The organism is Ruficoccus sp. ZRK36 (assembly GCF_019603315.1).
Lineage (GTDB): Bacteria > Verrucomicrobiota > Verrucomicrobiia > Opitutales > Cerasicoccaceae > Ruficoccus.
On sequence record NZ_CP080649.1, the window covers coordinates 1902000 to 1928006 of the forward strand.

At 58.7% G+C, this 26007-nt stretch carries 23 protein-coding genes and 1 tRNA gene; 7 read left to right on the forward strand and 17 right to left on the reverse strand.

Annotated elements, in window-relative coordinates; all coding sequences use genetic code 11:
• Window positions 1-29: 29 nt before the first annotated feature.
• The 10 genes from K0V07_RS08360 to K0V07_RS08405 form a co-directional block, all read right to left on the reverse strand.
• Window positions 30-1397: a hypothetical protein gene (locus K0V07_RS08360; RefSeq protein ID WP_220620942.1), complete on the reverse strand. Its 1368-nt coding sequence runs from the start codon at window positions 1395-1397 to the stop codon at window positions 30-32.
• Window positions 1398-1424: 27 nt separating this feature from the next.
• Complete coding sequence (locus K0V07_RS08365; protein WP_220620943.1) at window positions 1425-2258, reverse strand: class II fructose-bisphosphate aldolase; 834 nt, start codon at window positions 2256-2258, stop codon at window positions 1425-1427.
• A 2-nt stretch (window positions 2259-2260) separates the two neighbouring features.
• The gene (locus K0V07_RS08370) at window positions 2261-3340 is read right to left on the reverse strand and encodes a (Fe-S)-binding protein (RefSeq protein ID WP_220620944.1); all 1080 of its coding nucleotides are present in this window, start codon (window positions 3338-3340) and stop codon (window positions 2261-2263) included.
• Between the two features lie 48 nt (window positions 3341-3388).
• Window positions 3389-4828, reverse strand: a complete 1440-nt coding sequence (locus tag K0V07_RS08375; RefSeq protein WP_220620945.1) for an FAD-binding oxidoreductase — start codon at window positions 4826-4828, stop codon at window positions 3389-3391.
• Window positions 4829-4872: 44 nt separating this feature from the next.
• Entirely contained in the window at window positions 4873-6369 is a 1497-nt protein-coding gene (gene xylB, locus K0V07_RS08380) for a xylulokinase (protein ID WP_220620946.1), read from the reverse strand.
• Window positions 6370-6378: 9 nt separating this feature from the next.
• Window positions 6379-7173 (reverse strand): 5-deoxy-glucuronate isomerase, encoded by a 795-nt coding sequence (gene iolB / locus K0V07_RS08385; protein ID WP_220620947.1) that lies wholly within the window; start codon window positions 7171-7173, stop codon window positions 6379-6381.
• Window positions 7174-7191: 18 nt separating this feature from the next.
• The gene (locus K0V07_RS08390; protein ID WP_220620948.1) at window positions 7192-8121 is read right to left on the reverse strand and encodes a PfkB family carbohydrate kinase; all 930 of its coding nucleotides are present in this window, start codon (window positions 8119-8121) and stop codon (window positions 7192-7194) included.
• 283 nt (window positions 8122-8404) lie between these two features.
• Window positions 8405-9208, reverse strand: a complete 804-nt coding sequence (locus K0V07_RS08395) for a DeoR/GlpR family DNA-binding transcription regulator (protein WP_220620949.1) — start codon at window positions 9206-9208, stop codon at window positions 8405-8407.
• 107 nt (window positions 9209-9315) lie between these two features.
• Window positions 9316-10182 carry a glycoside hydrolase family 16 protein gene (locus K0V07_RS08400; RefSeq protein ID WP_220620950.1) on the reverse strand — a complete coding sequence of 289 codons (867 nt, stop codon included), beginning with the start codon at window positions 10180-10182 and terminating at the stop codon, window positions 9316-9318.
• A gap of 64 nt (window positions 10183-10246) precedes the next feature.
• The gene (locus tag K0V07_RS08405) at window positions 10247-11080 is read right to left on the reverse strand and encodes a hypothetical protein (protein WP_220620951.1); all 834 of its coding nucleotides are present in this window, start codon (window positions 11078-11080) and stop codon (window positions 10247-10249) included.
• A gap of 305 nt (window positions 11081-11385) precedes the next feature.
• Here K0V07_RS08405 and K0V07_RS08410 point away from each other — a divergent pair, with 305 nt between their 5' ends.
• Window positions 11386-12444 (forward strand): LacI family DNA-binding transcriptional regulator, encoded by a 1059-nt coding sequence (locus K0V07_RS08410; protein WP_220620952.1) that lies wholly within the window; start codon window positions 11386-11388, stop codon window positions 12442-12444.
• A 125-nt stretch (window positions 12445-12569) separates the two neighbouring features.
• Here K0V07_RS08410 and K0V07_RS08415 read toward each other — a convergent pair whose 3' ends face one another.
• Together K0V07_RS08415 and K0V07_RS08420 are read right to left on the reverse strand one after the other, a co-directional pair.
• Window positions 12570-13586 (reverse strand): hydroxyacid dehydrogenase, encoded by a 1017-nt coding sequence (locus K0V07_RS08415; RefSeq protein ID WP_220620953.1) that lies wholly within the window; start codon window positions 13584-13586, stop codon window positions 12570-12572.
• A 263-nt stretch (window positions 13587-13849) separates the two neighbouring features.
• On the reverse strand, window positions 13850-15385 hold the full coding sequence (locus K0V07_RS08420; RefSeq protein WP_220620954.1) for a bifunctional GNAT family N-acetyltransferase/carbon-nitrogen hydrolase family protein: 1536 nt from the start codon (window positions 15383-15385) through the stop codon (window positions 13850-13852).
• A gap of 223 nt (window positions 15386-15608) precedes the next feature.
• Between K0V07_RS08420 and K0V07_RS08425 the strand changes: the two genes are divergently transcribed.
• From K0V07_RS08425 to K0V07_RS08445, 5 genes are all read left to right on the forward strand, one after another.
• The gene (locus K0V07_RS08425; RefSeq protein ID WP_220620955.1) at window positions 15609-16124 is read left to right on the forward strand and encodes a hypothetical protein; all 516 of its coding nucleotides are present in this window, start codon (window positions 15609-15611) and stop codon (window positions 16122-16124) included.
• Between the two features lie 17 nt (window positions 16125-16141).
• On the forward strand, window positions 16142-16303 hold the full coding sequence (locus tag K0V07_RS08430) for a hypothetical protein (RefSeq protein WP_220620956.1): 162 nt from the start codon (window positions 16142-16144) through the stop codon (window positions 16301-16303).
• A 19-nt stretch (window positions 16304-16322) separates the two neighbouring features.
• Window positions 16323-17003, forward strand: a complete 681-nt coding sequence (locus K0V07_RS08435; protein ID WP_220620957.1) for a PspA/IM30 family protein — start codon at window positions 16323-16325, stop codon at window positions 17001-17003.
• A 21-nt stretch (window positions 17004-17024) separates the two neighbouring features.
• Window positions 17025-17720: an OB-fold-containig protein gene (locus tag K0V07_RS08440; RefSeq protein ID WP_220620958.1), complete on the forward strand. Its 696-nt coding sequence runs from the start codon at window positions 17025-17027 to the stop codon at window positions 17718-17720.
• A gap of 75 nt (window positions 17721-17795) precedes the next feature.
• Window positions 17796-19535, forward strand: a complete 1740-nt coding sequence (locus K0V07_RS08445; protein WP_220620959.1) for a flotillin domain-containing protein — start codon at window positions 17796-17798, stop codon at window positions 19533-19535.
• 110 nt (window positions 19536-19645) lie between these two features.
• Here the strand turns inward: K0V07_RS08445 and K0V07_RS08450 are convergent.
• Window positions 19646-19721 (reverse strand) — tRNA-Ala (locus K0V07_RS08450).
• Window positions 19722-20075: 354 nt separating this feature from the next.
• Between K0V07_RS08450 and ndk the strand changes: the two genes are divergently transcribed.
• Window positions 20076-20495 carry a nucleoside-diphosphate kinase gene (ndk, locus tag K0V07_RS08455; RefSeq protein WP_220620960.1) on the forward strand — a complete coding sequence of 140 codons (420 nt, stop codon included), beginning with the start codon at window positions 20076-20078 and terminating at the stop codon, window positions 20493-20495.
• Window positions 20496-20617: 122 nt separating this feature from the next.
• On the opposite strand, the gene K0V07_RS08460 is transcribed toward ndk, so the two are convergent.
• The 4 genes from K0V07_RS08460 to K0V07_RS08475 form a co-directional block, all read right to left on the reverse strand.
• Window positions 20618-21325: a prepilin-type N-terminal cleavage/methylation domain-containing protein gene (locus K0V07_RS08460; protein WP_220624077.1), complete on the reverse strand. Its 708-nt coding sequence runs from the start codon at window positions 21323-21325 to the stop codon at window positions 20618-20620.
• A 383-nt stretch (window positions 21326-21708) separates the two neighbouring features.
• Window positions 21709-22332: a DUF445 family protein gene (locus tag K0V07_RS08465; protein WP_220620961.1), complete on the reverse strand. Its 624-nt coding sequence runs from the start codon at window positions 22330-22332 to the stop codon at window positions 21709-21711.
• Window positions 22333-22456: 124 nt separating this feature from the next.
• The gene (locus K0V07_RS08470) at window positions 22457-24631 is read right to left on the reverse strand and encodes a right-handed parallel beta-helix repeat-containing protein (protein ID WP_220620962.1); all 2175 of its coding nucleotides are present in this window, start codon (window positions 24629-24631) and stop codon (window positions 22457-22459) included.
• 62 nt (window positions 24632-24693) lie between these two features.
• Window positions 24694-25956 carry a tagaturonate epimerase family protein gene (locus K0V07_RS08475; protein WP_220620963.1) on the reverse strand — a complete coding sequence of 421 codons (1263 nt, stop codon included), beginning with the start codon at window positions 25954-25956 and terminating at the stop codon, window positions 24694-24696.
• Window positions 25957-26007: the final 51 nt, after the last annotated feature.

Here is a 26007-nt window from a genome sequence, read left to right on the forward strand (position 1 = left end):
TGTAGGAGTGGTGCTACGCGAGCCCAAGGTTAATCGATGACAACGGGTTCGATTTTGCGGAGTCGGCAGAGGTCTTTAAGCTCCTCGACGATGTCGCCGTGGATGACAGAGAAGTGGTGCTCGAAGCCGCCGTAGACAAGTGTCTCGGATATCTTCGACAGGTCGGCGTCGAACTTGATCTTCATCGGATTGCCGCGCAGGACCTGCTCGGTGGGGATGGCGGTGCCGGTGGTAATGAGCATGCGGTAGCCGTCTCCGTTTTGGTTTTCGCTCAGGCGGGCCATGGTGACTTTTCCGGTTTTGATTGGGAACTCCATGGTGAGGCCCTTCTTGCCACCGCCGTCCATGATCGAGTGCTTGCGCAGCTCGGGCTTGGCTGATGAGCAGCAAAGGGAGGCCGGAGCTGCCCCGCAGTGCCAGGTCATGCCGACGTTTTCATCCGAGTCGATAGAGATCAAATCGCAGAAGAAGGGCAGCTCGCCGGTCAGCTCGTGCTCCATCATCATCGTGACGGTGCCGTAGATGTCGCCTTCGCAGCCGGTGAGGATGCCCTCGTCGTTGAGGAGGCTGGAGATCGCGCACACGGCGATGCCGAGCATGTCCCCAAACTCCGGCCAGCAGCGCACGGCGAAGCTGGTGAGATGGTACTTGTCCTTTAGTTCGAGGAAGGCCTCGTAGAGGGCAGCACCTTTGCTCAGTTCGGACTCGTTTACGCCCTCTGACGGGGTCCCGGAACCCGTCAGCACCTTCAAGCCTTCGGCCTGCTTTTGCTCGGAGATTTTGCGGGTACTTTCGATCAGTTCCCAAAGTGTGATCAGCTCGATCTCCACGCCCAGCTCACGGCGCAGCAGCAGCTCGTCCGCATTGGAGGCATAGAAGCCGGGCACGCGGTTGCCGACGACCCCGAGCTTGAAGCGCGAAAGCGACTTGAGACACTTGAAGACGTTGAGCTTTTTCCCCAGCGCCCCGGCTGCATCCTCCAGCGGCGCGTGTACGTGCAGGTACTCGTAGCCGAGCACCCACATCGCGTGGGCGTTCATGTTGACCGCGCAGAAGGAGTTCGAGCTGATGCGCCCGCCCTGCATCGGCGGCTCTGGCATCGACCACAGCAGCACCGGCACCTTTAGACGCTCGACCAGCATAGGGACGACTGCGCCGAGAGCGAAGGTGATGAAGTGGACCACAAGCACGTCCACGCGCTCTGTTTCGAGCTTCTCGATCAAAGCCTGCGCCTCGGCCTCGGTGGTGATGATGGTCTCGCCGCCTACGGTGCGTGCGCCGGGTGAGGACTGGATAAGAGCCTCCCGGCCCTGAGCCCGAATCGCTTCGAGGTGTTTGTCTACCCAGCTGCCTTTGGCGCAGGGGACGTAGCCGATGGTGAGGTTAGAATCGCTCATAAGAATCAAGAGGTAACAAGTCGGTGACTATGCCCGGCCGCAGGCCAGGCGGATTTTCTGTTGAGCCAGCTTCGAAGCGTGCTCGGTGACGGGATCCATAAAAAGGTCGATGGCGTTGAACTTACCCCGCTGGGCGTCTACCTGCGCTTCGAGTGCTTTCAGGTATTCGGCCATGAACTCGGTGGCGATGTTCATCTTGGAGAAGCCGGCGGCGATCACTTCCTTGACCTTATCCTCCGGCGTATCCGAGCCGCCATGCAGCACCAGTGGTATGCTGACGGCCTCCCCGCAGGCGCGGGCGAGATCCGTACGGATGACGGGAGTGGTTTTATAAAAACCGTGGGCAGTGCCGACGGCAGCCGCCATGGCGTCCACGCCGGTCTCCTCCACGAATGCCTTGACCTCGTCCGCGCTCGGCAGGGGCGGGGTCTCGGTGTCCGTGCCGGGGATGTGCCCGAGCTCACCCTCGATGCTCAAGCCCGCCTCATGGGCGAGCTTGACGGCCTCCCTGGTCTCGCGGATGTTCTGTTCGTAGGGCTTGGCCGATCCGTCGTACATGACAGATGAAAAGCCGTACTCGATCGCCATCCTGACCTGCTCATGCGTCTGCCCATGGTCCATGTGCAGCGCTACCGGCAGCGATGTCTTCGAGGCCAGATGTCGCACCAGCGCAGCCATGTAGGGGGCCTTGCCGGTATTGAACAGGCGATGGTACACCTGGAAAATGACCGGCATCTGCTCACGCTCAGCAGCCTGCAAGACCGCCAAAGCGGTCTCCGTGTTGACGACATTAAATGCGCACACGGCGCGCTTTTCGGAGCGCGCCTGTGGCAGGATTTCGTTAAGGGTGACCAGTGGCATGACTAGACGGCGGCGGGAGTTTGAGCTTGGGCCAGGCAGGCCTGCTCCAGTGTGAGGACGTTCAGCTTCGGCTCGGTGCAAGCGGTCAGTACCTCATAGGTGTAGGGGCTGGCGGTGACGAGGATATCCTCGGTGCTGTCCATCTCCTGGATCAGGCGAGCCCGCAAGCGGGCGGCCAGGGTGGGGCGGATCTTATCAAAGACAACCGAGCCCTCGCCCAGCGCGAACGACTCTTCGGCGTTTGTGCCGAGCGGGCGCAGATCGCATCCGGCGGCCTTGAGCAGGGCTCGCGGCTCCTCGGCCATGTCGTTGTAGTTACGCAGAAAATCGCTATCGATGTAGTAAACCGTAGAAGCGTTTTCGGGCAGCTTGAGCTTTCCAGATTCGACCAGCTTGAGCAGGTACTCGCTGGTGTGAAGGACTTCGATGCTGTCGAGTGCAGCGCCCCACTTGGCGAAGTCGTTCTTAAGCGCGTCATACGCAGCCGGGCAGGAAACAACCACACTCTTGCAGCCGCTCTTCTCGATCAGCGCCTTGACCTGTGCAGCCAGTTCGGCGGCGTCCTTGGTATAGCCCAGCGCGCCCAGGGCCTTGCCGGTGTCGCTGACGGAGAGTGTTTCGTAAGACACACCTGCCAGCTCCATCAGGCCGGCGAAGGCGTCAGCCGCGGCGATGGCGCCGGCGGTGTATGTCGTGCTTTTCAAATACAGCACTTCACAGCCCTCTCCGCTCAGCTGCGGATCAAAGTCCGCCTTGAGCGCGTCGGCCACGGCCTGTACCTCGGCGGGTGCAAGGCCCTGCTCGACCACATCGCAGCGGGCGGCCAGGGCGAGCCCGGCCTCGTCAAAGTGACTGACGCAGTGCTTGCGGCAGGCGGCCGAGAGTGTGTTGTCGTAGAAGGTCTTGATGAAGTCCGGATTACTCCACTGCTCGGGCTTCATGCTGAGGCGGTCGATGATGAGCGCGTTGCCGCGCGGGATGTCAGCCTCGCGAAAGCTGACGTTGGCGGTCGTCGCCAGGTGCCGGCACATGAAGCAGAAGCGGCAGGCATTGATGACGTCGCGGTAAGAGTCGGTGTTCATAGTCGTGATCCTCTCAAAGATGTATTTTAGGTTGTCATACTGCGGCAACTACACGCCGAAGCCCATTTTTCCGGGGTTCATGATGCCGAGCGGGTCCATGGCGGTCTTGATGCGCTTGAGTACGTCGAAGGCCTCGCCGTAGAGCTCGGGCATCATGCGGCCCAGCTTGAGCCCGACGCCGTGGTGCTCGTTGATAACTCCGCCGTTGGCGATGGCGGCGCGCACGGCCGTGTCCCAGATTTTGTTGTAGAGGGCGACAGCTTCGTTGGGGTCCTGCGGCGGCTCCTCGATGATGAAGCGCGCATAGAGCATCGCTCCCCACTCGTACCAGTGCGAGAAGTGACCGATGAATGTGGCCTCGGGGAAGTTGTCGTTGACGGCGTTTTTCATCGCCCAGTAGACCTTCTCGATGTTGGTAAAGGTGGCCACCGTATCGAGTGTGCCGAAGGCCTGTGGCATGTGGAACATGTAGGGCGGATAGAAGAACTTGTAGCGGTTTTCCCACCAGGTTTCCCCAGCTTCGGTGCCGAGATCCTCGGGGTCCTGTTTTTCACAGATCGCACAGGCCTTGGCCATTTCCAGGTCCACCATCTCCCTGGGGCCATCGAAGCCGAAGACCAGGTACGAACCTTCGCGGTCAATGTCCAGCACGCGCTTGATCAGGCGGGCGGTTTCAGGATTGTCGTAAAGACGGATCGCGCACGGACGCAGACGCGAGGTCATGATCTCCGCTCCGGCCGCCATCGCCGTGTGCATATCCTTGAAGAGGTAGGCGTGGAATTTCCGACACTCGGGGATCGGGTGAATTTTCAGCGTGGCCTTGGTCATGACACCCAGCGTGCCCTCGCTGCCGAGGAAGAGCTGGGTGAGGTCCGGACCAGAGGCATGGCGCGGCACGGGTAGGGTGTTAATGATCTTCCCCTCGGGGGTGACCATCTCCACGGACATGGTCATGTCTTCGATTTTGCCGTACTTGGTCGAAAGCACGCCGGTGCCGCGGTGGGCGAGGAAGCCCCCGAGCGTGGCGCAGCCGATCGATGCCGGGAAGTGCATGGTGGAGAAGCCCGCCTTTTCCGTGGCCCACTCCAGCTGCTGCATATTGCAGCCGGTCTCCGCCGTGATGGTCAGCGCCTTCTCGTCAACCTCGATCACGCGGTTGAGTTTCTTCGTATCCAGGCTGATGCCTCCGAAAACGGGCAGCGCGCCGCCCTGCGAGCCGGAGCCGCCGCCCCAGGGTGTGACGGGGATCTTGTACTTGTTGGCGATTTTCATCACCTCGGCCACAGCCTCGGTCGTCTCCGGAGTCACGATGATGTCCGGGCAGCGCGGGGTCTCGCCACGGTCGTGCCAGAGTTCGGGCACCCAGTAGTAGTCGATGGAGTGCCCCAGCTTATCGGAGGCATCGATGGAGACATTGTCTTCGCCGATGGCCCAGGTTAGCTCGCTGCGGATCATCTCGAAGAGGTAATGCGTCGTTTGCGGAAGCATGGGATTTTTCTAGTTTGGATTAAAGGCCGCGTGCCCGGCGCTCGTTAGTCGATTTCACGGTAGACATCCGCCAGCACGTCGTGGATGCGGGTGTACAAGGGAAAGGCTTTGGCGTAGCGGGCGACATTGTCGGGCTGCGGCTTGACCGGCTCGCGCTCACGCAGGCATTTTTTCACCGCGTCGCGTTCGTCGCTAAAGACGCCGGTACCGACACCGGCCAGCAGGCAGGAGCCGTAGGAGGCATCGCAGCCGGAGGGCCGGATGATCTCCCGCCCAAAGACATCGGCCACGATCTGCGTCCACAGCTCGCTCTTGGCGCCGCCGCCAATCAGGCGCAGTTCATTCACGGGCAGCTGCATCTCTTCAATCGTGCGGAAGCAGTCGCGCAGGGAGAAGACGACCCCCTCCAGCAGGGCACGGATGAAGTCGTCGCGTGTGTGGCGCATGGTCGCGCCGACAAAGCTTGCCCGCAGCTTTGGGTCCCAGTACGGGGCGCGTTCACCTAAAAGATACGGGTGGAAAAAGAGACCATGTGCACCGGCGCTCGAACGCGCAGCAGCATCATCCATCAGGTCGTAAACCTTACGGCCCGTACGGGCGGCCTCGTCGATCTCGGCTTGGCCAAAAAGGTCGCGGAACCACCGCTGAGAGCGGGCGGCGCAATTTGTCGCCACCACCGTGAACCAAAGTCCCGGCACCACATGCGAATAGGTCAGTGTGCGAGCATTGGGCACGGGTTTGTCCGTCATGACATTGACGTTGCCCGCCGTAGCCATCTTGAGAATAAGGCTACCTGGCTCAATCGCGCCCGCGGCATAGTCTTCAATCGCAGCGTCGGATGTGCCGCATACGACCGGAATGCCTGCGGGCAGCCCAAACTCTCGGGCGGCCTGTTCAGTGATAGTACCCGTCACCGTCGTCGGGTTGACCAGATCAGGCAGGATCTCCTGCCGGATGCCTGCGAGCTCGCACAGCGGCTCGGACCAGTCCTGCCGCGCCATATCAAAAAAGAGCGTGCCCTGCGCCTCGATCTTATCCGTACAACACACGGCGGTGAGACGCCAGCGCACGTAATCTTTCACAAAGAGCATGTGCTCGGTCTTGCGTAGCGCCTCCGGCTCGTGCCGACTCAGCCAGAGCATCTGCGGCAGCGTCCAGGTCGGCGCGGCCATCTGGTAGGCGGTCTTGAAAATCAACTCGCCGTGCTCGGCGTTGAGCTCGGCTGCCTCTGCAGCGCTCCGCTGGTCGGTCCACATGATGACCGGGCGCACGGGCTGCATGTGTTTGTCCAGCAGCACGGCGTTGTGGGTAGAGCCGTCCACGGCGATGGCATCGACTTTTTTCAGATCGATCTTTTCGCGCAGCTGATCGAGGCAAGCGCGTACGGCCACGCACCAGTCCTCGGGGTTCTGCTCGGCCCAGCCGGGATGCGGCTGTGCGCTCTCGTACTCGGCGAAGCCCTCGCCATGCACGACGCCACTCGCGTCGATCGCGGTGACTTTGCAGCCACTGGTGCCGATATCTATGCCTAGAAGGTACATGGCGAAAGCCTACTGCATGCGCGCTGCATGGACGGGGTCTTCGTAGCGCTTGAAGCCGCGTTCGTGTCCCGCCATGACCCACAGGTAGTACATGGTGTATCCGGGGGTGTTCACCGTCGGGTGGTAGCCCTCGGGGATGACGATCGTGTCGTTTTCGCGCACTGGGTAGGCGACATCGGTGCTGGTGTCATCGGTGTAGATCAACTGCAGACCGAAGCCGGTGGACGGGTTGAAGCGGTAAAAGTACAGCTCTTCCATGTCCAGCTCGCCGGGCGGGTTGTGGAAGTCGTGGCGGTGCGGCGGGTAGCTGGCCCAGTTTGCCGAGGGCACCCAGGCCTCGCCGACGAACAAGTGCTGCGCGGGTGCGTCGTCACCGATCATGATGACCGCCTCGCGCTGGCAGCCGTCCTTGCCCAGCTTCATATACGTGTCCTTGACGTCATCGGCGGTGTAGAGGACGGGCTCTCCGGATTTGTCGCAGGGGGATTCGGCGATGGCGACCTCGACCGCGCTCTGGCCGGTCAGCTTGACCTCACACTGGGGCGGGATGTAGAGCGTGTACGGATCGCCAGAAAAGACATCCTTGCGGGCTCCGATCACGCCAAAGTCTTTGCCGCCCGCCTCAGCGTTGCAGGTGCCTCCGAGCACGACGAGCACCAGCTCCTTTTCGCCGGAGTTCACGGACCAGTCTTCGCCGGGGGCAAGCTTGAGCAGTCCAAAGCCGGTCATTGCCATGCCTTTTTCGCCAATGTCAAAGATGCGGTTAAAGCCGTCCGCAGCGGGGGTTTTGATTAAATGTGTCATGATAAATGGGGGCTGTGTTTAAAGGGATGGCGCTGTCGCGCTCTTGATAAAGGCGAGGGCTTCCTCACGGGTCGGGATGCCGGTGCGACCGCCAAGCTTGCGGCACTTCATGGCCGCAACTGCGGAAGCAAAATGCAGGCAGTCAGCCAAGTCCGGGCCACTGGCCATCGTGTCCACATAGCGGGCTGCAAAAGCTCCGTGAAAGACATCACCTGCGCCCGTGGTGTCCACCACCTTGACATCGGGTGTAGGGATTTCGTGGATACGCTTCCCGTCAAAGCCAATCGAGCCGTTGCGCCCGAGCGTCACCCCTGTCCACTCCGGTCCTAGCCGGTGGAGTGCGCGGGCAGCTGCCTGTGGGTCTTTTTCGCCCGTGAATCTTTCGGCAAATACCTCCGAGGCGATCACCACCGTGCAGAGCGATAGGAGCCGTTCGATATCGTTCACGAGTGTCCCGGCATCGAGAAAGACGGGGATGTCATGCGCACGGGCAATCTCTGCTGCGCGGATAGCCGCGGGTGTCTGATGACCGTCCAGATGGAGCGCGCGAGCGGAGAGGATCGCCTCTTCGCTGACCTCATCCGGAGTGAGGGGAGCTGCGCCGCCATGGGTCCAGGCGATGCTGCGCTTACCGGTGGACTGATCGACCCAGCAATAGGCCGTCGCTGACGAGGTTTCGGTACGTTTTACCAACCACTCCGTGCTGACTCCTTCTGTGGCGAAGTCTGAGAGGATATTCTCACCGTTGCGATCATCACCGATAGCCCCGATAAAGGTGGTCTTTGCACCGAGACGGGCTGCGGCCGCGATAGCGGTTGCTGCGGGGCCACCGCCTTGCTCAATGCTTTGAACGATCTGTACCTTGTCGTCCAGTGGGATGTGGGGCAGCAGACAGAGCGTGTCCCAACTGCAATAGCCCAGGCCCAGGATGTCTGATTTCGATTTCATCGGATAAAAACAAGCGGTTTGGCCGTACTCAGGAATCTAGGCCACATGATATGTTTGAGAACATGCTAGATGCTCTGCTTGGGGTCAATGATAAATATGAAAATAATATCGAGTAAATTATCACTTATGGATGATAATTTGGATTTGGGATAAGCTTTCTGTAAAGGGGCGCGCGGTCGATTTTGAAACGCGGGGTGGGGTGATGAGCAGGCACAGTAAGGCCGTTGATTGATGCCTGCCGCGGCGCTTTACGCTGCGGGGAGGCATGCTTTGTTCCAGTGGACTAGAGTATACGGGTCTGGGACTTCGTGCAGGCTTCCTGGATGTCCTCGGGCGGCTGCGTGTCAGACACCAAAACTGATAACTTTGTGAGATCACAAATGCCAAAAAGTGCTTCCCGCTGGAACTTGGAGGAGTCAGCCAGCAATATCGGGCTTGCCATGTCGGTGAGCCCACCCAGGAACCGGGCATGGTCTTCCTGGAACGTGAATGCCCCGTTTACGCTGATTCCGACGGCAGAGAAAAACAGCTTTGTGATGCGCATGCTCTCTACTGTCTTGGTCGCTATCCCGCCCAGAAACGAGTGTAGCTGGGGGTTGTAGGTGCCCCCGATGCTGATCAGTGTCATCGTCGGCGGCAGTGAGGGGAACTCATTGATAATCGCGCAGGAGTTGGTGATAATGGTCAGCCGGCCGAGGTTTAGTGCAGCAGCCTCTCGGGCCAGTTGCAGCACCGTGGTCGAGGAATCGAGAAAAACCACATCATCCTCCTGCAAGAGGGTAGCCGCCTTGCGGGCGATCTTGCGTTTCGCATCCAACTGTCGGGTCATTCGCTCTCCGAAGCGGGATTGCGCCCAATCCTCTGGCCGCGATTCAGCTTCGATGTAACCTACGCCACCATGTGTCCGGGATATCAGTCCTTCTCCGGCCAGTTCGTTCACATCCCGATAAATAGTGGGGATAGAGACATCGAACTGCTGGCCGATCTCCTCGACAGTGCAATGGCGGCGATTTTTGATAAAATCGAGGATTTCACGCCTCCTTGTCTGACTGGGTTTGTTGCCTGATATCGCTTTCACCGCCAGCATGTTGATGATAAATTCTCATTTTTTACAAGTATATAATCACCTCGCGCCCTCCTCCAGGTGGTTAAGCCACGGACATGGGGGAGGGCACGGTGGGAAGCGGGATGGGATTATACCGCGTCGAAAACACGGACGTAATCGACCTCGAAGAAATCGGGAAGGACGGCGTTGTGGAGATCCTTCGATGCGCGGGAGGGGAAGCCGTCTTCACCGCTGGCGACTTCTTCGAGCCCACCGCGGTTGACGCCAAAGCCTTCATGGTGGTAGCCGTGGCACTCGGTCGAGACGAGGATGTACTGCTCGACCTCCGAGACCGGCGCTTTTTGCACCCCGACCTCTTTACCGTCCGCATAGAACACGTATCCATCCGGGCTCCAGTCTACCGCATAGCGATGCCAGCCATCTTCTGTCTCTTCGTAGGGATACCAGAAATGACCGTGCCAGGTAGAGTCCTTGCCGTAACCGCCCCAGCCGTTTCCGCAGCCGATCAGCCCCTGCTTGTGCTGCTTGTAGTTCTCCATGATGTCGCATTCGACTCCGCCGAAGCGGGGGTCGGGGTGCGCACCGATACACGGTGACTGCAGCCAGAAGGCTGCATGCCATCCGGGATTCTTGGGCAGACGGCAGCGGATCTCATAGAAGCCATAGCGGTGCAGGAACTTCATCGGCTGGTAGGAGCCAAAGGGCCAGAAGCCGTCGCTGTCCTTGGGGATGTCATAGGTGAGAGAGCCCGTCTGCAGGTGGGCTGAGTAAAACTCGCCGTCTTTCTTGACCAGATTGATACGCAGCTTGCTGTCATCGACCTCGACGCCCTCAGTCGTGAAAGTCGGGGAAGGACGCCCCCAGAAGTTCAGCCGATAGTTCCACTTGGATTCGTCCAGCTCCTCGCCGTCAAACTCGTCATTCCAGACCAGTTTCCAGTTTTTGTTTTCGGGCAGCAGGCTGTCTGCATGCCCATTCAGTTGGTAGCTCTTCATTCCGGGGTGTTCTTTGATTGCGATTATTCTAGTCCTGCAGTGTTAGGCGGAAACTTAATGATGACTATGCCTGGCTCTTGGAATAGCGCTTGCGCAGCGTGGCAATAGTGATCGGCAGGATGACAAGTGCGAGCCAACCGGCTGTGCTGGACTCGGGGATGCTGATGGCTGAGTTTACTTCGATGTTGTCCAGGTAGATTTCACCGCTGAAGCCAGCCTTGGGGTTAAAGTTGAACATTCCGATGGGGGTGTCTTGCGCGAGACCTCCAGAGTTGTTGGGAATGTCTTGGCCGATGAGCTGGTTATTCAGGTAGACATCGATCGTGCCTGCAGCGATTGTCTGGCCGGAGTAGTCCAACTCGCTGGACGAGTTGTTGAAGACGATGGTCAGGCTGTTGACCGTATCGGTGCTGTATGTGGCCAGCTCATCTCCTTTTCCGACATAGGTTTCGGCGCTGGAGTAGATGACGCCTTTGTTGATTAATAGGGCAAAGGCTGTTGAGCTGTTCGAGCTCGAAGTGCCGACGCGTAGGATGAGATAGTCACTGCTGGACCAGCTTGAGGACTCGGGTGTATAAAAATCAAAGCTCATCTGCCCGGTAGTGGACGTATTCGCGAAGGTATTGGTCGAGATGACGGCCTGGCTCGCGATATTGCTACCCGATAGCAGGGCGTACTTGTTGTCTGTTCCGGGAAAGATTTGCGACGAGTCATTCTCTGCGTCGAAGGTGATGACACTCGATACGCCATTCCAGTTGTCGGTGGGGGTGCCATGGGGGATCGTCTGGCCGGCGGTGTACTCGTCAAAGCTCTCTTCGAACATGACGGTGGCGTTGGCCTGTGTGAAAGCTCCGATAGAGAGCATCAGGGCAGTGGGGAGAATAAGCTTTTTAAACATGTTGGCTGTGTGGTTGGGGTTATGAGATTTGATGGCTCGAACTTAGGGTATTCGGGAGAGGCCGGAAAGCCCCTCATCACACACACAGTTTTGTCATGTTTTAAATAGCGTTTTGTTTGCGTCGTATTAATTTCGGTAGGTCACTTGAAAGCCTTTTGTCTATTGCGTTTTCAATAATCGAATGACCACTTCGATCGAATCGCATTAAGGCCATTCGTTCAGGCATCATTTTCCTGTTTTCCAGTAGATCTGTAGAACTTTCATTCTTGACTGTTTCGTAAACCTGGGATGATTCACGCAGGTGTGTGAGTAAGCAAAAACGTATCACTCAGCAAGATATTGCCCGGCGTGCTGGCGTCCACCGTTCGACAGTTTCGCAGGCTCTGAAGAATCATCCGGTCATCCCGAGAAAGACATGTGAGCGTATTCAGCGGCTCGCTGAGGAGATGGGTTACCGGCCTGATCCGATGCTTTCGGCTTTGGCCTCATACCGTAACCGCAACCATGCGCACACGTTCATGGGGACAATGGCCTGGCTTTATATCACCGACCGTGAGCCGTTGGATAGCTGGCGCTACAGCCGCACAAATGTGCTCTACTACGAGGGTGCCTTGAAGCGGGCTGACCAGCATGGCTACAAACTGGAGCTGTTTGAGTTTAACAGTCAGGAAATCTCGATACAGCGCATGGCTTCCATCCTTAAGGCCCGCAACATCGCAGGTGTGCTTTTATGTCCCTTGCGTGGGGCCAATATCGAAATGGATTTTTGCTGGGATGACTTTTCGTTTATTACCTTCGGGTACAGCCTTAAAAAGCCCGAGCTTCACACGGTCACTTCTACGCAGTACCGTTCCATGGTGCAGACCATGAACAAGATGCACGAGCGCGGCTATCGGCGGATCGCCTACGTGTTTAACAACGAGCACAGTAAACGCACCGATAACAATTATCTGTCTGCCTATCTGTCCGCCCAGTTCCAGATCGGAGAACCGCCGCTGGTTTTCGACTATGAGTGGCGGGACGCAAAAGATCTGGCTCAGCGCCTCGAATCCGTTGACCTGGAGGCCATTGTCACGGGTGACCCTTATCTCATGGAGCGCATGCAAAAGGTTGGGGTGCGTGTGCCTGAAGACACTGCCATGGCCTGCCCGCTACTGCTGTCCAACACGAGTGATCAAACAGGAGTGTACGAGAACTCCGAGCATATCGGTGTCGTTGCTGTCGATTGCTTGACGAAGCTCATCATGCACGGTGATCGAGGCATCCCAAAGCTTGTCCAGCGAACCCATATCGAAGGGGAGTGGATCGAGGGAAAAAGTCTTCCGGACCGTCGCAAGCAGAAGAAAACTCCGCGTCGAACTTGATAAGGCAGGGATGCTCCGCTCGAGGTTTAGAGCCATCAGCATCCTCTATGGGCCGCTCGTTATCTAGCGCATTCCTGCACGGTTGAGTCTGTGATGAAGTGGGCCTGGCAACTACATTTATCAGGTCAGGTCGATCTCAAGTACGCAGCTAAATCGACCTGTGCCAGTACGGGTTCGCCGTGCAGGTAGCGGTTGATGTTTTCCAGTGCGAAAACACCGCAACTGGGGCGTATGTCCTGAGTCGGCCCGGCGATGTGAGGTGAAAGGACGACATCATCCAGCTCAAACAAAGGTGAGTGATGGGGCAGGGGTTCTGATTCGAAAACATCCAAGCCAACGCGAATGTCACCCCGGCGAATGCGTTGGATGAGGGCATCCTCGTCGACCAGCGCACCGCGGCCGACATTGATAAATACGGCCCCTGAGGGAAGCCGGTTGATCAGAGAAGCGTCTATGCAGCCCTTATTGTCCGGCCTGAGAGCTTCACACTCTATCAGCACTTCGTTCTCTGCGAATAAGGTCTCCAGCGAGTCTACGGGGGTGACGTCATGCTGCTGCATGTACTCGGGCGATACACCTTCCGAATGCGCCGAGATGGTGACATTAAAAGCTTTAAGCAGGCGTACGATTTCACGTGCGACAAGTCCGAACCCGTGTAGGCCGACGCGTTTCCCGATGAGGGTGCGCGTATTTAGATTCGCTTTGCTCCTCACGTACTCCTCCCGGGGAGTTTGCATGGTTGTGCGCCATGTCGGCATCCGCCTGAGGCAGGCGAGAGTCAATAAAAGGGCATGCTCGGCGACTGGCGCACTGGCTAATGTCCCCCAGTTACTAACGATGATGTCTTTCCCGAATACGCTTTCGGGTACGACCTTCCTGACCGACCCTGCTAAGTGGCAGCAATATTTTACCCCAAACCACGGGCTATCGACGATTTCCTCGGTCAGAGGGGGCGTGGTCCATGCGCTCAGCAAGATTTCCGGATCGTACTCTTGCAGTGATTTTTCCCACGAGTCTTGATTCAGGCCATTTGTGTCGATCAGCTTCCAGCACAGGTTCTCGTCGCTATCCGGGAGCCCATTGGGGAAAAAGTAGCCTAGCTCCACGCTTCCGGCAGCAATCAGGACGCGCTTTTGTCCCACGCATTCATGGACGCTGGATCTAGGGCATAAGTCCTTGTCGGGACTCGATGTGTGCACAGGTTGCATGTATTCCAATCTAAACTAACGCGTTTAAATAAAAAAGCCCGCCCCCACCCACACAGTCCTGTAAGCCCTGGACAGGGCTATCGAAAGGGTAGGGAACGGGATGCAACCAGTCAAAGGAGGGCGGGAATTGGCCCTCCTGTCGGTCCGGTCAAATGCGTTGAGCCAGCACTGCGCGTCTGCCGGTAGACAGGCCGGGCTTACCCCTTTTTACCGATCAGGGAGCAGCGGTAGAGGTCCTTGCGGCGGTTTTTCAGGATTTGCACTGAGCCGTGAGAGTGGAGCTGTTTCAAGCTGGGCAGGTGGACGTCGCCGATGAGCGTCATCTCGGTATTTGGCGTGCACTCGGCCTTGACCCCGTTTTCGGGGAAGGCGAAATCGCTCGGGGTAAAGATCGCGCTCTGGGCGTAGGAGATGTCCATGTTGTGTACGCGGGGGAGATTACCGACGCACCCGGCGATGACCACGTAGCATTCGTTTTCAATGGCACGGGCACGAGCGCAGCTGCGCACGCGGTTGTAGCCGTTTTGCGTGTCTGTCTGGAAGGGGACGAACAGGATCTGCATGCCCTGGTCGGCCATGATGCGTGAGAGCTCGGGGAACTCCACATCGTAGCAAACCTGGATGCCGATGGTCCCCGCGTCGGTCTCATAGGTGCGCACCTGGTCGCCGCCTGCCATGGCGAAGCGGCTTGTCTCGTCCGGCGTGGTGTGAACCTTGTAAATGCTCTCCATCGTGCCGTCGCGGCGGCACAGCACGGACAGGTTGCGCAGCTTGCCGTCTTTGCCGATCTCCGGCATGGTGCCAGCAATGATGTTGACGTTGTAGCTCATGGCGAGCTCGCGCAGGTTTTCCTTGAGCTGCTGGGTGTAGCCCGCCAGGCCACGGATGGCCTCGACCTCACTGAGTTCGTTAAACTCGGCCATGAGCGGGGCGCAGAAGTACTCCGGGAAAATGCAGAAATCGCTTTCGTAATCGCTGACCGCGTCCACGAAGTACTCCACGTGCTGCATGAGTGTTTCCAGCGAGGTGATCGAGCGCATCTGCCACTGCACGACACCGATGCGGACATCCTCCTTTGTCGCGCCGACGAGGATTTCGTTTTTCTCATAGTGGATGTTGATCCACTCCAGCAGCGTGGCGTAGCTGCGGCTCTGCTCGTCCTCGGGGTCATAACCGCGCAGGATCTTTTTGACGTGGAAGTCGTTCGAGAGCTGGAAGTTCAGGGTCGGGTCATGGATTTCGCGAGCGCGCACCTTGTCGATGTACTGGCGCGGGCTCAGCTCCTTGGCATACCCGGCGTACTTGGGGATGCGCCCCCCGGCGATGATCGCGCGGAGGTTCAGGTTCTCGCATAGCTCCTTGCGCGCGTCATAGAGGCGCCGCCCGAGGCGCAGGTCGCGAAAGTCCGGGTGCACGAAAACCTCGATGCCGTAGAGCACATCGCCGTCAGGGTCGTGGGTGGTAAACTTGTAGTCGCCGGTGATCTGCTTGTAGGTGTGCTTGTCGCCGTACTTGTCGTAATCGACGATAATGGCCAGCGCGATGGCGACGACGCGCCCGTCGGCTTCGATGCACAGTTGCCCCTCGGGAAACATCTTGATGAGGCGCTCAATGTCCCGCTGAGACCACGGCTCGTAGTTGGCCCCGCGATAGGCTTCGAGCATGGTTTTACGGGTCTGCCGGTAATCCTCAGGCTGGAGATTCCTCAGCGTAATCTGTGCGGTCTTATCCATGCCCATAGGTTGCATGCACTTATACGTGTCCGCAACGTCGCATATGTTTTTCGATAGGAGATCTTGTTGGAGTGGGCCGTTTGATGGGCCGTGTGGGCATGGTTCAGACGAATGATCGATTTTTCTTGAATATTTAAAATATATTTGCATAACTATTATGCATATTCGCCTCCCGCCATCCATCCACCCCCCTAAAAAGTCTCACCTCAAGCCCCTCACTGCCATGAATGAGCCAGTTAAGACCGTACCGATCAGCGGCCGCATCAGTCAGCAGGATTACGATTTCATGATGCAGCACTCCTTTGGCGGAAAAGTGACCGCCAGCGAGAAGCTTCGTCATGTGGCCTCTTTTTTTCGTCAGTACCATGAGCATTTCGGTACTTATGCCGAGGGGGTTGAGGAGCTGAACCGGCTGACGGAGCCCGCGCGCAAGAATCTGAAGAAGCTGGAGTACGAGCAGAATGTTCATTCTGAGCTTGTTGACATCGTCACAAACATCCTGCCGCTTGGGTTGGCTCATCTGGCTAGCAGGCAGCAGGAGCCGCCTCAGAAAGAGCAGCTGCCCTATCTGCTGGAAACCGAGGAGCGCCTGCTGACGCTAGTTCTTCGGCTGGTTGAGCAGGTGCTTCGACTGGGGCTGACGTCAGAGTCCCCCACTTATAACCCCCATCTGCTGGAGGATAAATTACAGACGATTTCCGAATTGGTTGGACTGTTGTCCAAGCGCAAACAGAGTTAGTATCATACCCGATTATCATGAGCTTGTTTACCCGATTGTTTAATAAATCTCGGCGTGAATCCGATGGTTTGAAACAAGAACAGCGTGAAGCCATCGTCGATCTGCTGGGTGCCGACGGTAAGGCTGACTCTGAAAAAGAATTTTTGACCCGGATGCGCACTGTGCTGCATCTGGACTAACCCCCAACGCCATACTGTTATGAACGATACCATCAGTAGCCGCATACGGCGGATTATCACGGGCACCGCCAGCTCCATTGTCTCAAAGATCGAAGGGCTGGCCCCGGAGGTTGTGTTGGAACAGGCCATCTCGGAGGTCGATGCCGCGCTCGACGAGGTCAAGGCCGAGCTGGGACGCATCACCGCTCAGAAGTACCATGTCTCCAAAGCCATGACCAAGCTCAACGAAGAGCATTCCTCTATCGAGGAGCAGACCATGGAGGCACACAAGCAGGGCCGTAAGGACTTGGTGGAGGCCGCGATTTCCCGTCAGCTCGACATTGAGGATCAGCTCCCGGCTCTGGAAAGCCAGTTGGGAGATCTGGGCCGTCAGGAAGAGGAGCTGAATAAAGCGATCGCCGGTCTTGTCGCCAAGCGCAACGAGATGGACGACGAGCTGTTCGAGTTTAAAAAGACTCAGCAGGAAGCGTCTGTCACCGGTGCTCCTGATGCACCCGGCGGGATGCCTGCCAGTGGCAGCGCCACCGCCAAGGCCGACCGTGCCGAACGCGCTTTCTCAAGGGTGATTCAGGACGCGACCGGCGTACGCCGCACGGCCATGAAAGCGGGCTCTGAAGAAAGTGGAAAGCTGGTAGAGCTCGCCCACTTGAACAAGAAAGCCCGGATCGAAGCGCGCATGAAAGCGCTCTCCAACCAGTAGTGTCGGCGACGACGCACCCGCATGTACGCTCATTTTATCGCACAGGAGAACCTGCCCTTCGCGGTGGCGTTGGGTTTGTTTTTCCTCATCGGCATCCTTCAAACCGTTAGTTTGCTGACGGGGATCAGCCTATTCGGTTGGGTTGATGACCTGATCCCGGACTTCGAGGCTGACCTCCCCAGCGAGCTTAGCGTTGATGCCGATGTCGAGATGGGCGAGGGGAGCGTCGAGCACTCCTGGGTAGCGGATGTCTTTGGCTGGATGAACTTCGGCCGCGTCCCGTTTATCATCAGCTTCCTGCTCTTCCTGTTTCTGTTCTCCTGCATTGGCTACAACGTCCAGTTGTTCCTCTCCGAGAGCGGGATCGGGCTGCTGCCAGCCATCGTCATCGCGCCCTTGTCGCTGGTCGCTGCGGTGTTTCCTCTGAAGTGGGGCAATGCCCTGTTTGGGCACATCCTGCCTAAAGACGAGACGAACGCCGTGTCCAGCCACAGCTATGTGGGCCGCGTGGCGACGATCACGATTGGCGAGGCCACTCACGAGCGTGCCGCTGAGGCTAAACTCAAGGGGCCGCTCGGGCGCACGCACTATGTCATGGTGCGAGCTGATCGCGAGGAGGCTTCTTTTAAGCAAGGGGAGCATGTGCTGCTTGTCGCCGAGGATGACGGTGAGTTCACCTGCATCGCCCCCAATAACCCGCACCTCGACGGTGCGTGACAGACCGCCTCGGAGGTCCGCCGCTCAAACTGAGCACCCTTTATCTCTATACACTAACGATTACTCACAAACGCCATGTTTAATATTAATATACTGATTTGGATCGGCATTGCCTTTGCCGCTCTGGTTTTCTTCGGTGTCGTCGTTGCACGGCTTTATAAGCGCTCCTCTAAGGAGCTGGCTTTCGTTCGTACCGGTCTTGGAGGCGAGAAGGTCATCCTTGATGGCGGTGCGATCAGCCTGCCGGTTTTCCAGGAAATCATTCCTGTAAACATGCGGACCCTGCGTCTGCAGGTGGACCGTAAAAACGAGGACGGCCTTATTACTGCGGACCGCATGCGTGTCGATGTGACGGCTGAGTTCTACGTCCGCGTCCGCCCGGAAAAGGAGTCCATCGCCAAGGCCGCACAGACACTCGGTGACCGCACACTGCAGCCTGAGATGCTCAAAGAGCTGCTGCAGGGTAAGTTTGTGGACTCGCTGCGCGCGGTGGCCGCAGGTCTGACCATGGAGCAGCTGCACGAGCAGCGGGCTGAGTTTGTCCAGTCGGTGCAATCTTCCGTGAGCGAAGACTTGCTGAAGAACGGTCTTGAGCTGGAGTCCGTTTCACTGACTGCACTCGACCAGACCGGCCGCACTTACTTTAAGGAAGACAACGCCTTTGATGCTCAGGGCCTGGCCAAGCTGACCATGATCACTGAGGCCAAGCGTGAGGAGCGCAACCGTATCGAGCAGGACACACGTGTGCTCATTGAGACGAAGAACCTGGAGGCCGCCCGCCAGAGCTTCCATATCAAGCGCGACGAGGAGATGGCCCGGCTCGATCAGGAGCGCGAGGTCGCCTTCGCCACCGCCTCACAGGAATCTCTCGTTGCCACTGAAAAGGCTACCCGTAAGCGCGAAGCCGAAGAGGCCCGTATCGTCCAGGAGCAAAAGGAGAAGGAGGCCGCTATCGCATCCGAACAGGCCGTGAAGGAGCGAGACATCACTCGCGAGCAGGCGATTAAGGAGCGCGATATTCACGCCAAGCGCCAAGTCGAGGAGGCCGACATCGATCGGCAGCAGTCCGTTGAAATTAAAAAGCAGACGGCTGATATCGCGGTGGCCAAAAAATCTGAAGAACAGTCGGAGGCCGAAGCCCAGGCTGCCAAGGCTCGCTCGCTGATGGTCAAGGAAGAGGAAAATGTCGTGACCGTGCGCCAGACCTCTGTGGCCAACCGTGAAAAGGAAATCCAGTTGATTAAGGCCCGCGAGGCTGCCGAAAAGGAAGCCATCGATATCAAGGTGGCTGCTGAAGCCGAGAAACAGGCCGCGCTCGACAAGGCAGAGGCGGCTGTCACCGAGGCCAAGGCTAGTGCCGAGCGTATCCGCATCGTGGCGGAGGCCGACCAGAAGCGTTTCGAGGTCGAAGCCTACGGCGAGAAGGCGATCAACGAAGCCAAGAATCTGCTGAGCCAGGAGATCATCAACTTCGAGATCCGCAAGATCCTTGCCCAGGTCGCACCTCAGATTATCGAGGCCAGCGTCAAGCCGATGGAAAAGATCGACAGCATCAAGATCGTCTCGACCAACGGCTTTGCCGTACCGGGTTCGAATGGCAGCAGCAACGGCTCCAACGGCGGCTCTTTGGCTCCGGCCAGCTCCGGTGGCATGCCGAATCAGTTGATGGAGTCCCTGCTCGCTTACCGGATGAACTCGCCCATCGTGGACAAGCTCCTGCACGAGCTCGGCATCGATCCGTCCCGCCCAGGTGGCCTGGCTGATGATCTGGCCGACGCGCTTGATAGCGGCAAGAGCGATCCGGAGAAGTCCTGATCTGTACCGTAAGCTAAACTTCCTGCGGGGCGTCGTTGGGCGCCCCGTTTTTTTGGCTGGTACTCTCCGGGATGAAAAAGCCCTCCGGGTTCGGGAGGGCTGGAAAGAATTGGTGGAGCCGATCGGGATCGAACCGACGACCTCGTCATTGCGAACGACGCGCTCTTCCAACTGAGCTACGGCCCCACGCCTTGAAAAATTAGCTATGAGCTTTGTCTGCCAGCAGGTCAAGGCAAAGCGCAGGCGTCGTCAGCCATTTTAAATAAGGGAAGCTTACTGTTCTTTTCTGGATGGGCACTGATGCTGGGCCCGAATGATGCCAATGTTCGATGTTGAATGGGTGGGGGACTTGTGGCAGGTGTAGGCATTTCCGACCTGCCATCCGGGAGGCCTCTTATATCTTTGGGTCGTAAAATAAGGGCTGGTGGTAACGTATGACAGGCAGCGTGTTATTTAGGGCGGTGCCGCCGGGGAGCCAGATAAGGGCTTGTCATGGCCGGAGGTTTCCCGCATACCGGGCCGGATAGACATATCAATATCATGGAAAAAACCCTGATCATTCTCAAACCTGACTGCATGGAGCGTAAGCTCTGGGGCGCCGTTCTGGATCGCTTCGCCAAGGTGAACCTTGGCATTGTCGCCTGTAAGATGATAGAGCTGACCGAAGATCAGCTGCGTGAGCATTATTCGCATATCTCGGATAAGCCGTTCTTCCCGCGGATTGCTGAGTTCATGGGCTCTCGACCGGTGCTCGTTATGGTCTTCAAGGGGCCGAACTGCATCAAGCGTGTGCGTTCGATCCTCGGGCCGACGGACTCGGTCGAGGCTCCGGCTGGCACGATTCGTGGCGACATGGGCGCGGACAAGATGAAGAATCTGGTTCACGCCTCGGATAGCGTCGAGTCGGCTGAAGCCGAAATCCAGTGCTTCTTCCCCAACGAGAAGCTCTTCGACGACTAGCCCGACTCAGAGTCCCTCTCACACTCAGTCATTTTTCACAGACCGGCTCCGCATCCTGCGGTGCCGGTCTGTTTTTTTAGATTTTCCTCCGGCAGGCCCCGGCGGAATCAATACCGTGTGTTTTAATTCGGGCCCCAGGGGGCCTCTTCGCGAGAGCTGGTGTTTCCCCAGGGGATGTCGTCGAGGGTGAGTGGCTGCACGGAGCCATCGGCGAACAGCATGTTTATGACGCCGTTATGGCGCTGGATGGCAGAGACATCTCCATACCTCTGCCGCTCAAAGTTCGGGCGTGAGTAGTGTGCGAACTCCCGCTCGTCGCAGTCAGCGACCAGGTAGGTTTTGGAGGGGTGCTCCACGTTTCCCAGTCGCACATTTCCCGGCTCGCTCTCCATGGCAGAGGTAAAGAGGCCGAGCAGGTTCAGGTTGGCGGCATAGGAGGATGCCGACATGGTGCCTCGGGCGATTTTAGAGGCGGAGGGGCAGCTGAAGGCTTCGTGGGGGAGTTCTTGTGCATTGCCCACGGCGCGCGCTTCTTCTTCGGAAATCGCATACAGCAGCAAGGCATAGTCCCAGGAGTGCATCGTTTCCCTGCTCACGGTGTAGGGCAGGTAGCCGTCGTTATCCAGGGCGTAGCTGTGGAAAAGAACGCCGATCTGACGGAGATTTGACGTACATTTGCTGGCGTTGGCCTTATCTCGTATCTCACTGGCCGCAGGGATTAAAATGGTCAGCAGGACGAGTATGACGGCCATGACAACGAGCAGCTCGGTCAGGGTAAATCCCCGGCGGATGGCCGGAGCAGGGTATCGGGGGTCGAGGGGTTTTTTCATGAGGGGTTTGGTTAGTATGGGACTTGAAAGCGTCTTCCACGATCTGCCCGGACGAGCCGAATCCTCTCCGGGCAGGGGCATTGATACCGCTATGGCGGTGGTGCAGGCTGATGGCCTGAGTTCCCCAACGTCGCAGCATGCGCAGGCTGCGTGCAGAACACAGCTGGATGCTGGTCAACCGCGCTTAGGCGATGGCCTTGAAACTGATACCACCGAGGTATCAGGAAGTCTTTTGTGGGGCTGGGGTGATCGGGCAGGATAATAACCCTACACTGCTCAAGGTGCCCACTTCGGCAAAAAGTATTCCGCCGAATACGTTCAATGACGCCATGATTAGGTGGTCTGCCCTAGGGGCTCGTCCAGGCTTGAGGCAAAGGGACAGACTAGGCTGCACCGATGGCTAAGAGGATGGCGACCTGGGCCACACCGATGATAAAGCCGAGGATACCCCCGAGCCACTCGATGAGGCGAAATTCGCGGGTCGCCACCTGTTTGACCACCTCTTCGAGTTTATCGAGGTCAAAGTCGGCGATGCGCTGGCGTACGATGTCCCGGATCTGGAGGTGTTTCTCCAGGTCCTCGGCCAGATTGTCGCGCATTTTATCGGCCTCCTCGTGGACGGCGTCCACCGCCGCTTTCTCGATCATGCCGAGGGTGCGGTCGTTGATAAAAGCGCCGATCAGCGGGATCGCCTGGAGCTTGCGGCCCGCCTTTTCACGGACGACGCGCCGGACGAACTCGTCCAGCCGCCCGCTGACGTCCAGCCGCTCCAGCTCCGTGCGGATGGTATGCTGGCTGAGGACCTCGCGCTCGATGACCTCGGCCACGGTGTCAGCGACGTCGTTCTGACGGCGGGGAATCAGCCCCTGCCAGGTAAAGAAGAGCAGCCGTACCGGGCGGCGGGGGCGGAAAAGCATGCGAATGGCCACCCAGTTCGTCAGCCAGCCGATAAAGGCGGTCACGAAGGGGATCCACAAGAGAGGGAGGATGGCGTCCAGTCCGGGCATACGTGTAAAGAGTCAGCTTCGCACAGCGACGGTTCCCTGACAAGCGCTTTGAGGTGTTCGCTGCCCCCAAACTGCAGCAAAAGCGCTCTGGGGTGCTTGCTGCCCGTCAGGCTAATGTCTGCTGCTACTTGTCCGAATCCAATGTATCCGGATGGGGCTGCGGATGGGCAGCCTCGAACTGCTCCCGGTGGTCTTCGGGCAGCTCGATCGCAGTCCAGTTAGCGCGGTCGTGGACGGGGGAGTCCGGCTCCGGCTCGTAGCGTCGGGTGTCTTTGTTGCGGGTCAGTTTCGGGTCGGCGAAGCGTGAGTCGAGGTCCTGCCCGGTGGCCATCTGCCAGCCGGAGAGATTGATCTGCAGCGCGTCGAGCTGTGCGGCCTGATCGGGCTCAAAGGCCATCCACCACAGATTGCGGGAAGATTTTAGTGTATTGTAGAAATCCGGCCACTCGGCATACGGAACCTTGATCAGGCAGGTTATGTCGGGTTGGACCAGTTGTGTGCTGAAAATGTTGTCGCGCCATGTCCAGTTCTCCGTGCGGACGGTCTCCTCCGCCTGATCGGTCCAGTCAACAACCGGGCGTGCGGGGAGGCGGAGGACCTCGATCTGCGCTTCAAGGTTGTCGGCAAAGATGTTGTCCTCCAGCAAGCCGTTGCGAGCGTTGGCGAGGATGAGCCCGACTCCGTTGCGGACAAACTGGTTGCCTCTGATAACAAACGGCCCCTGACTGGCGCTCAGCTTGAGGCCGCCGGGCCAGTTATCCTCGAAAAGCGAATCCACGATGCGGATGCCCCGGTTGTTGTAGTCGAGCCAGAGGCCGGGGGCGAAGTTGACGGAGGCTTCGAGATGACTTATCAGTCCCCGGTGGGCGTTACTGAGCAGCAGTCCGGCCCGGTTCCACAGGTAGGGTGGGTTGTTCTGTTGCTCATTCCAGAACGAACGCTGATTGCTGCCATTGACCGCGCAGTCCTCGATGCGAAAGTTCAGCAAACGCGAGGCGGAGATGCCGCTACCGCCGTTGCCGCGGGTGTGGACGCGGCGCAGAGTGACAGCCTCGCTTACGGGTTGGAGCTTACGCTGGACGTTGATGTCGATGCCGCTTCCGCCGTTTCCGCTGACATAGACATCCTCGATTAAGACATTGCGGCAGCTGTCCAGATGCAGGCCGTTTTGCACGGAGTTGACCAGAGAGAGGTTGCGCAGGACGAGGTTGGGCTTATCGACGATGTAGAGACAGGCGCTGGCGTTTTTGCGGCCAGGGTTGAGGTTTGTCGAGGCCTCGATCACGGTGTCATCGGGTGTTTCGCCCTCAGGGAGGCAGACGAGCACATAGCCGTCGGAGCGGTCGCGCAGGTAACCGTCACTCACATAAAAGCTCCCAATCTCTCCGAAAATGGCGAGATTCTCCGGCTTTTCGACCATCACCAGTGGGGCTCCCAAAAGGCCTCCGGCGAAAAGTCGCTCGCGACGTCGCACGATATACGGCGGATATCCGACTCCCTCCGGGTCGCGGGCGCGGCTGTTGACGATGCCCGAGGGGCGGCTTTCCTTGCCCCACTTGTTAATCGCCGTGACGTAGTAGGTGTAGCTGTTGTTCTCGAAGGCCGTGGAGGGCTCCAGATCGGTGTCTTCCCAGGTGGTTTCGCGGACCTCGTCGGCGACGAGCTCGTAGTCCTGCCCCGTTCGTCCGACCCGCTGACGGTAAATGCGGTAGCAGGCGGTAGGGTCGCTTCCCTCACCGGGAGGCTCCCAGCTCAGGGCAACACTGTGGGCACGGCTTTGGGACACGAGGCGTTGCGGGGCCAGAGGGCCCTGGCTGCTGGACCAGCTCTGGTCCAGTGTGAAATCGCCCCAGTCGTGGGTCCAGGAGTGGCGCCAGATGTTTTTCTCTTTATCGACGAGTGACCAGTGGCTGGTAAGGGGCTCGCTGCCGGTGATAATGGTGTAGAGGGCGGAGTCCCCCTCGATCACCAGCAGAGCGCCGAGCGAGTTACCGGGGATGGTGATCGACTCGCGATAAATAGACGGGGTGATGCCGATACGCACCGGGATGTCACGCTCCAGATACTGCATGGCGGCGTTGACGGCGTCCTGGATGGTCTTGAACGGTGCGTCGGTCGGATCGGCTCCCTCCGGCAGGATGTAGGTCGGGTCCACCCGCAGGTAAATCTGCTCGACGGATTCGTCGATAGATGCGCCGGTGGGGGGCGTGTTTACATCGACTTCTGACGGCGGGGAGGCATTCGCCAGCGACAGCAGTGAGAGAGAGACAGAAAGACTGAGCGTAAGCGCACGGCGCATCTTGTTATAGCGGACGATATTGGCCGATACTTAACAAGCTTTTTGTCGCGTATGAAGCGCGCTCAGGCCTCCTCGGGCTCCAGAAGAGAAAGGTGTTTGCCGAGGCACAGGGCCAGGGCCTCCCGGTACTCGTCCGTGTGGGCGGCGAGCACTTCGTGGATGGCTTCGTTAAAGGGCAGGCCGCTGGCACGGCGACCGAGCACGAGAATCGAGCCAAAGGTCACATGCAGCAACTGCCGTCCGATGCGCTCCCCGAAGTAGGCCAGCTCGGCATCGGCGGGCCAGGAGTGGGCCAGCGCGTCCACCTCCTCCTGAGTGGTGGAGACCAGAAAGGAGCCTCGCTCCTCCGAAAAGTGGGAGGCGGCGTAGGCAGCGATCTCCTTGAACAGCTCCGGCTCCTCACGCCAGACGACGCGCAGGGCCTCCAGATAGCTGGTGCCCCCGGTCTTGATGTGCAGCAAATCCCCGCAGATACGGGCAATCGAGGGGTAGAGCGAAAATTTTTCGGAGCCGCTGTGGACGGAGATTTTGTAGGGGCCGAGCTTGCGGGCGAGAGCGGCGTGACGCTCCAGCTCCTCGTTAAAGACATCAATGTCGCCGACGTAGTCGATGCCCTTTTCGAAGCGGCTCACGAAGCGCGGGGCGATGGCGACGGGGCTGACGCCGCGGCGCTTGAGCTCCGTGGCGAGAAAGAGGTGCTCGCGGTGGGTAGTCGCGCCGATGGTCTCGTCCACCGCCACCTCTACCTCAAAGGGGCGGTCTGTGCAGTGGCGGGCGACAGTGGCATGGAGCCGGGCGGCCTCCGCCGTGGCGCGGGCGTACTTGACGGCGGCGCGCAGCAGGGACTCCTCGTCAAAGGCGAGGGGAGGCCCCTGGTCGATGTCCCATTTTTCGCCCAGGTAGCGTTCTTCCCAGCCCTTGGGCATGACGCCCTCGCGCACGAGTTTCTCTGCTTCGGCCTGCAGCTCGTCCTCCTGCATCGTGTCAGCCTCCTGAACGACGGCCTCGCTCGGATCGAGGGTAAAGTAGGTGAAGCCCGCCTCCACCATGCTCAGGATGTCCAGGTCGGTTTTCAAGTGGTCGGCATCTGCTCCCCACGGGCGCGTGTAGCGGGCCTCTTCGACGGCTTGCTGTGCGGCCTCGACGACCTGGTCGGCGCGGCGACGGGTGCGGCTGATTTCGCGGATGGACTGCTGGGCGAGCATCCCCCGGAAGCTCGATTCCTTTAGCGCGGCCAGATGGCCGGGGCCAGCCAGACCGAGGCGATCGCCGAAGCCGAACGACTTTTTCAGGCCGAGAATGACAGGTTTGTTTGTGTGTACCATGCGTGGTATGTCTTGACAGAGCGGACGAAAAGCCGACACGTGTTAGGTGGT

Excerpts from the sequence above, each read along its gene's own strand:
- K0V07_RS08360 (WP_220620942.1), bottom strand. The coding sequence starts at position 1,397 with ATGAGCGATTCTAACCTCACCATCGGCTACGTCCCCTGCGCCAAAGGC.
- K0V07_RS08365 (WP_220620943.1), bottom strand. The coding sequence starts at position 2,258 with ATGCCACTGGTCACCCTTAACGAAATCCTGCCACAGGCGCGCTCCGAA.
- K0V07_RS08370 (WP_220620944.1), bottom strand. The coding sequence starts at position 3,340 with ATGAACACCGACTCTTACCGCGACGTCATCAATGCCTGCCGCTTCTGC.
- K0V07_RS08375 (WP_220620945.1), bottom strand. The coding sequence starts at position 4,828 with ATGCTTCCGCAAACGACGCATTACCTCTTCGAGATGATCCGCAGCGAG.
- xylB (WP_220620946.1), bottom strand. The coding sequence starts at position 6,369 with ATGTACCTTCTAGGCATAGATATCGGCACCAGTGGCTGCAAAGTCACC.
- iolB (WP_220620947.1), bottom strand. The coding sequence starts at position 7,173 with ATGACACATTTAATCAAAACCCCCGCTGCGGACGGCTTTAACCGCATC.
- K0V07_RS08390 (WP_220620948.1), bottom strand. The coding sequence starts at position 8,121 with ATGAAATCGAAATCAGACATCCTGGGCCTGGGCTATTGCAGTTGGGAC.
- K0V07_RS08395 (WP_220620949.1), bottom strand. The coding sequence starts at position 9,208 with ATGCTGGCGGTGAAAGCGATATCAGGCAACAAACCCAGTCAGACAAGG.
- K0V07_RS08400 (WP_220620950.1), bottom strand. The coding sequence starts at position 10,182 with ATGAAGAGCTACCAACTGAATGGGCATGCAGACAGCCTGCTGCCCGAA.
- K0V07_RS08405 (WP_220620951.1), bottom strand. The coding sequence starts at position 11,080 with ATGTTTAAAAAGCTTATTCTCCCCACTGCCCTGATGCTCTCTATCGGA.
- K0V07_RS08420 (WP_220620954.1), bottom strand. The coding sequence starts at position 15,385 with ATGGATAAGACCGCACAGATTACGCTGAGGAATCTCCAGCCTGAGGAT.
- K0V07_RS08425 (WP_220620955.1), top strand. The coding sequence starts at position 15,609 with ATGAATGAGCCAGTTAAGACCGTACCGATCAGCGGCCGCATCAGTCAG.
- K0V07_RS08430 (WP_220620956.1), top strand. The coding sequence starts at position 16,142 with ATGAGCTTGTTTACCCGATTGTTTAATAAATCTCGGCGTGAATCCGAT.
- K0V07_RS08435 (WP_220620957.1), top strand. The coding sequence starts at position 16,323 with ATGAACGATACCATCAGTAGCCGCATACGGCGGATTATCACGGGCACC.
- K0V07_RS08440 (WP_220620958.1), top strand. The coding sequence starts at position 17,025 with ATGTACGCTCATTTTATCGCACAGGAGAACCTGCCCTTCGCGGTGGCG.
- K0V07_RS08445 (WP_220620959.1), top strand. The coding sequence starts at position 17,796 with ATGTTTAATATTAATATACTGATTTGGATCGGCATTGCCTTTGCCGCT.
- ndk (WP_220620960.1), top strand. The coding sequence starts at position 20,076 with ATGGAAAAAACCCTGATCATTCTCAAACCTGACTGCATGGAGCGTAAG.
- K0V07_RS08460 (WP_220624077.1), bottom strand. The coding sequence starts at position 21,325 with ATGAAAAAACCCCTCGACCCCCGATACCCTGCTCCGGCCATCCGCCGG.
- K0V07_RS08465 (WP_220620961.1), bottom strand. The coding sequence starts at position 22,332 with ATGCCCGGACTGGACGCCATCCTCCCTCTCTTGTGGATCCCCTTCGTG.
- K0V07_RS08470 (WP_220620962.1), bottom strand. The coding sequence starts at position 24,631 with ATGCGCCGTGCGCTTACGCTCAGTCTTTCTGTCTCTCTCTCACTGCTG.
- K0V07_RS08475 (WP_220620963.1), bottom strand. The coding sequence starts at position 25,956 with ATGGTACACACAAACAAACCTGTCATTCTCGGCCTGAAAAAGTCGTTC.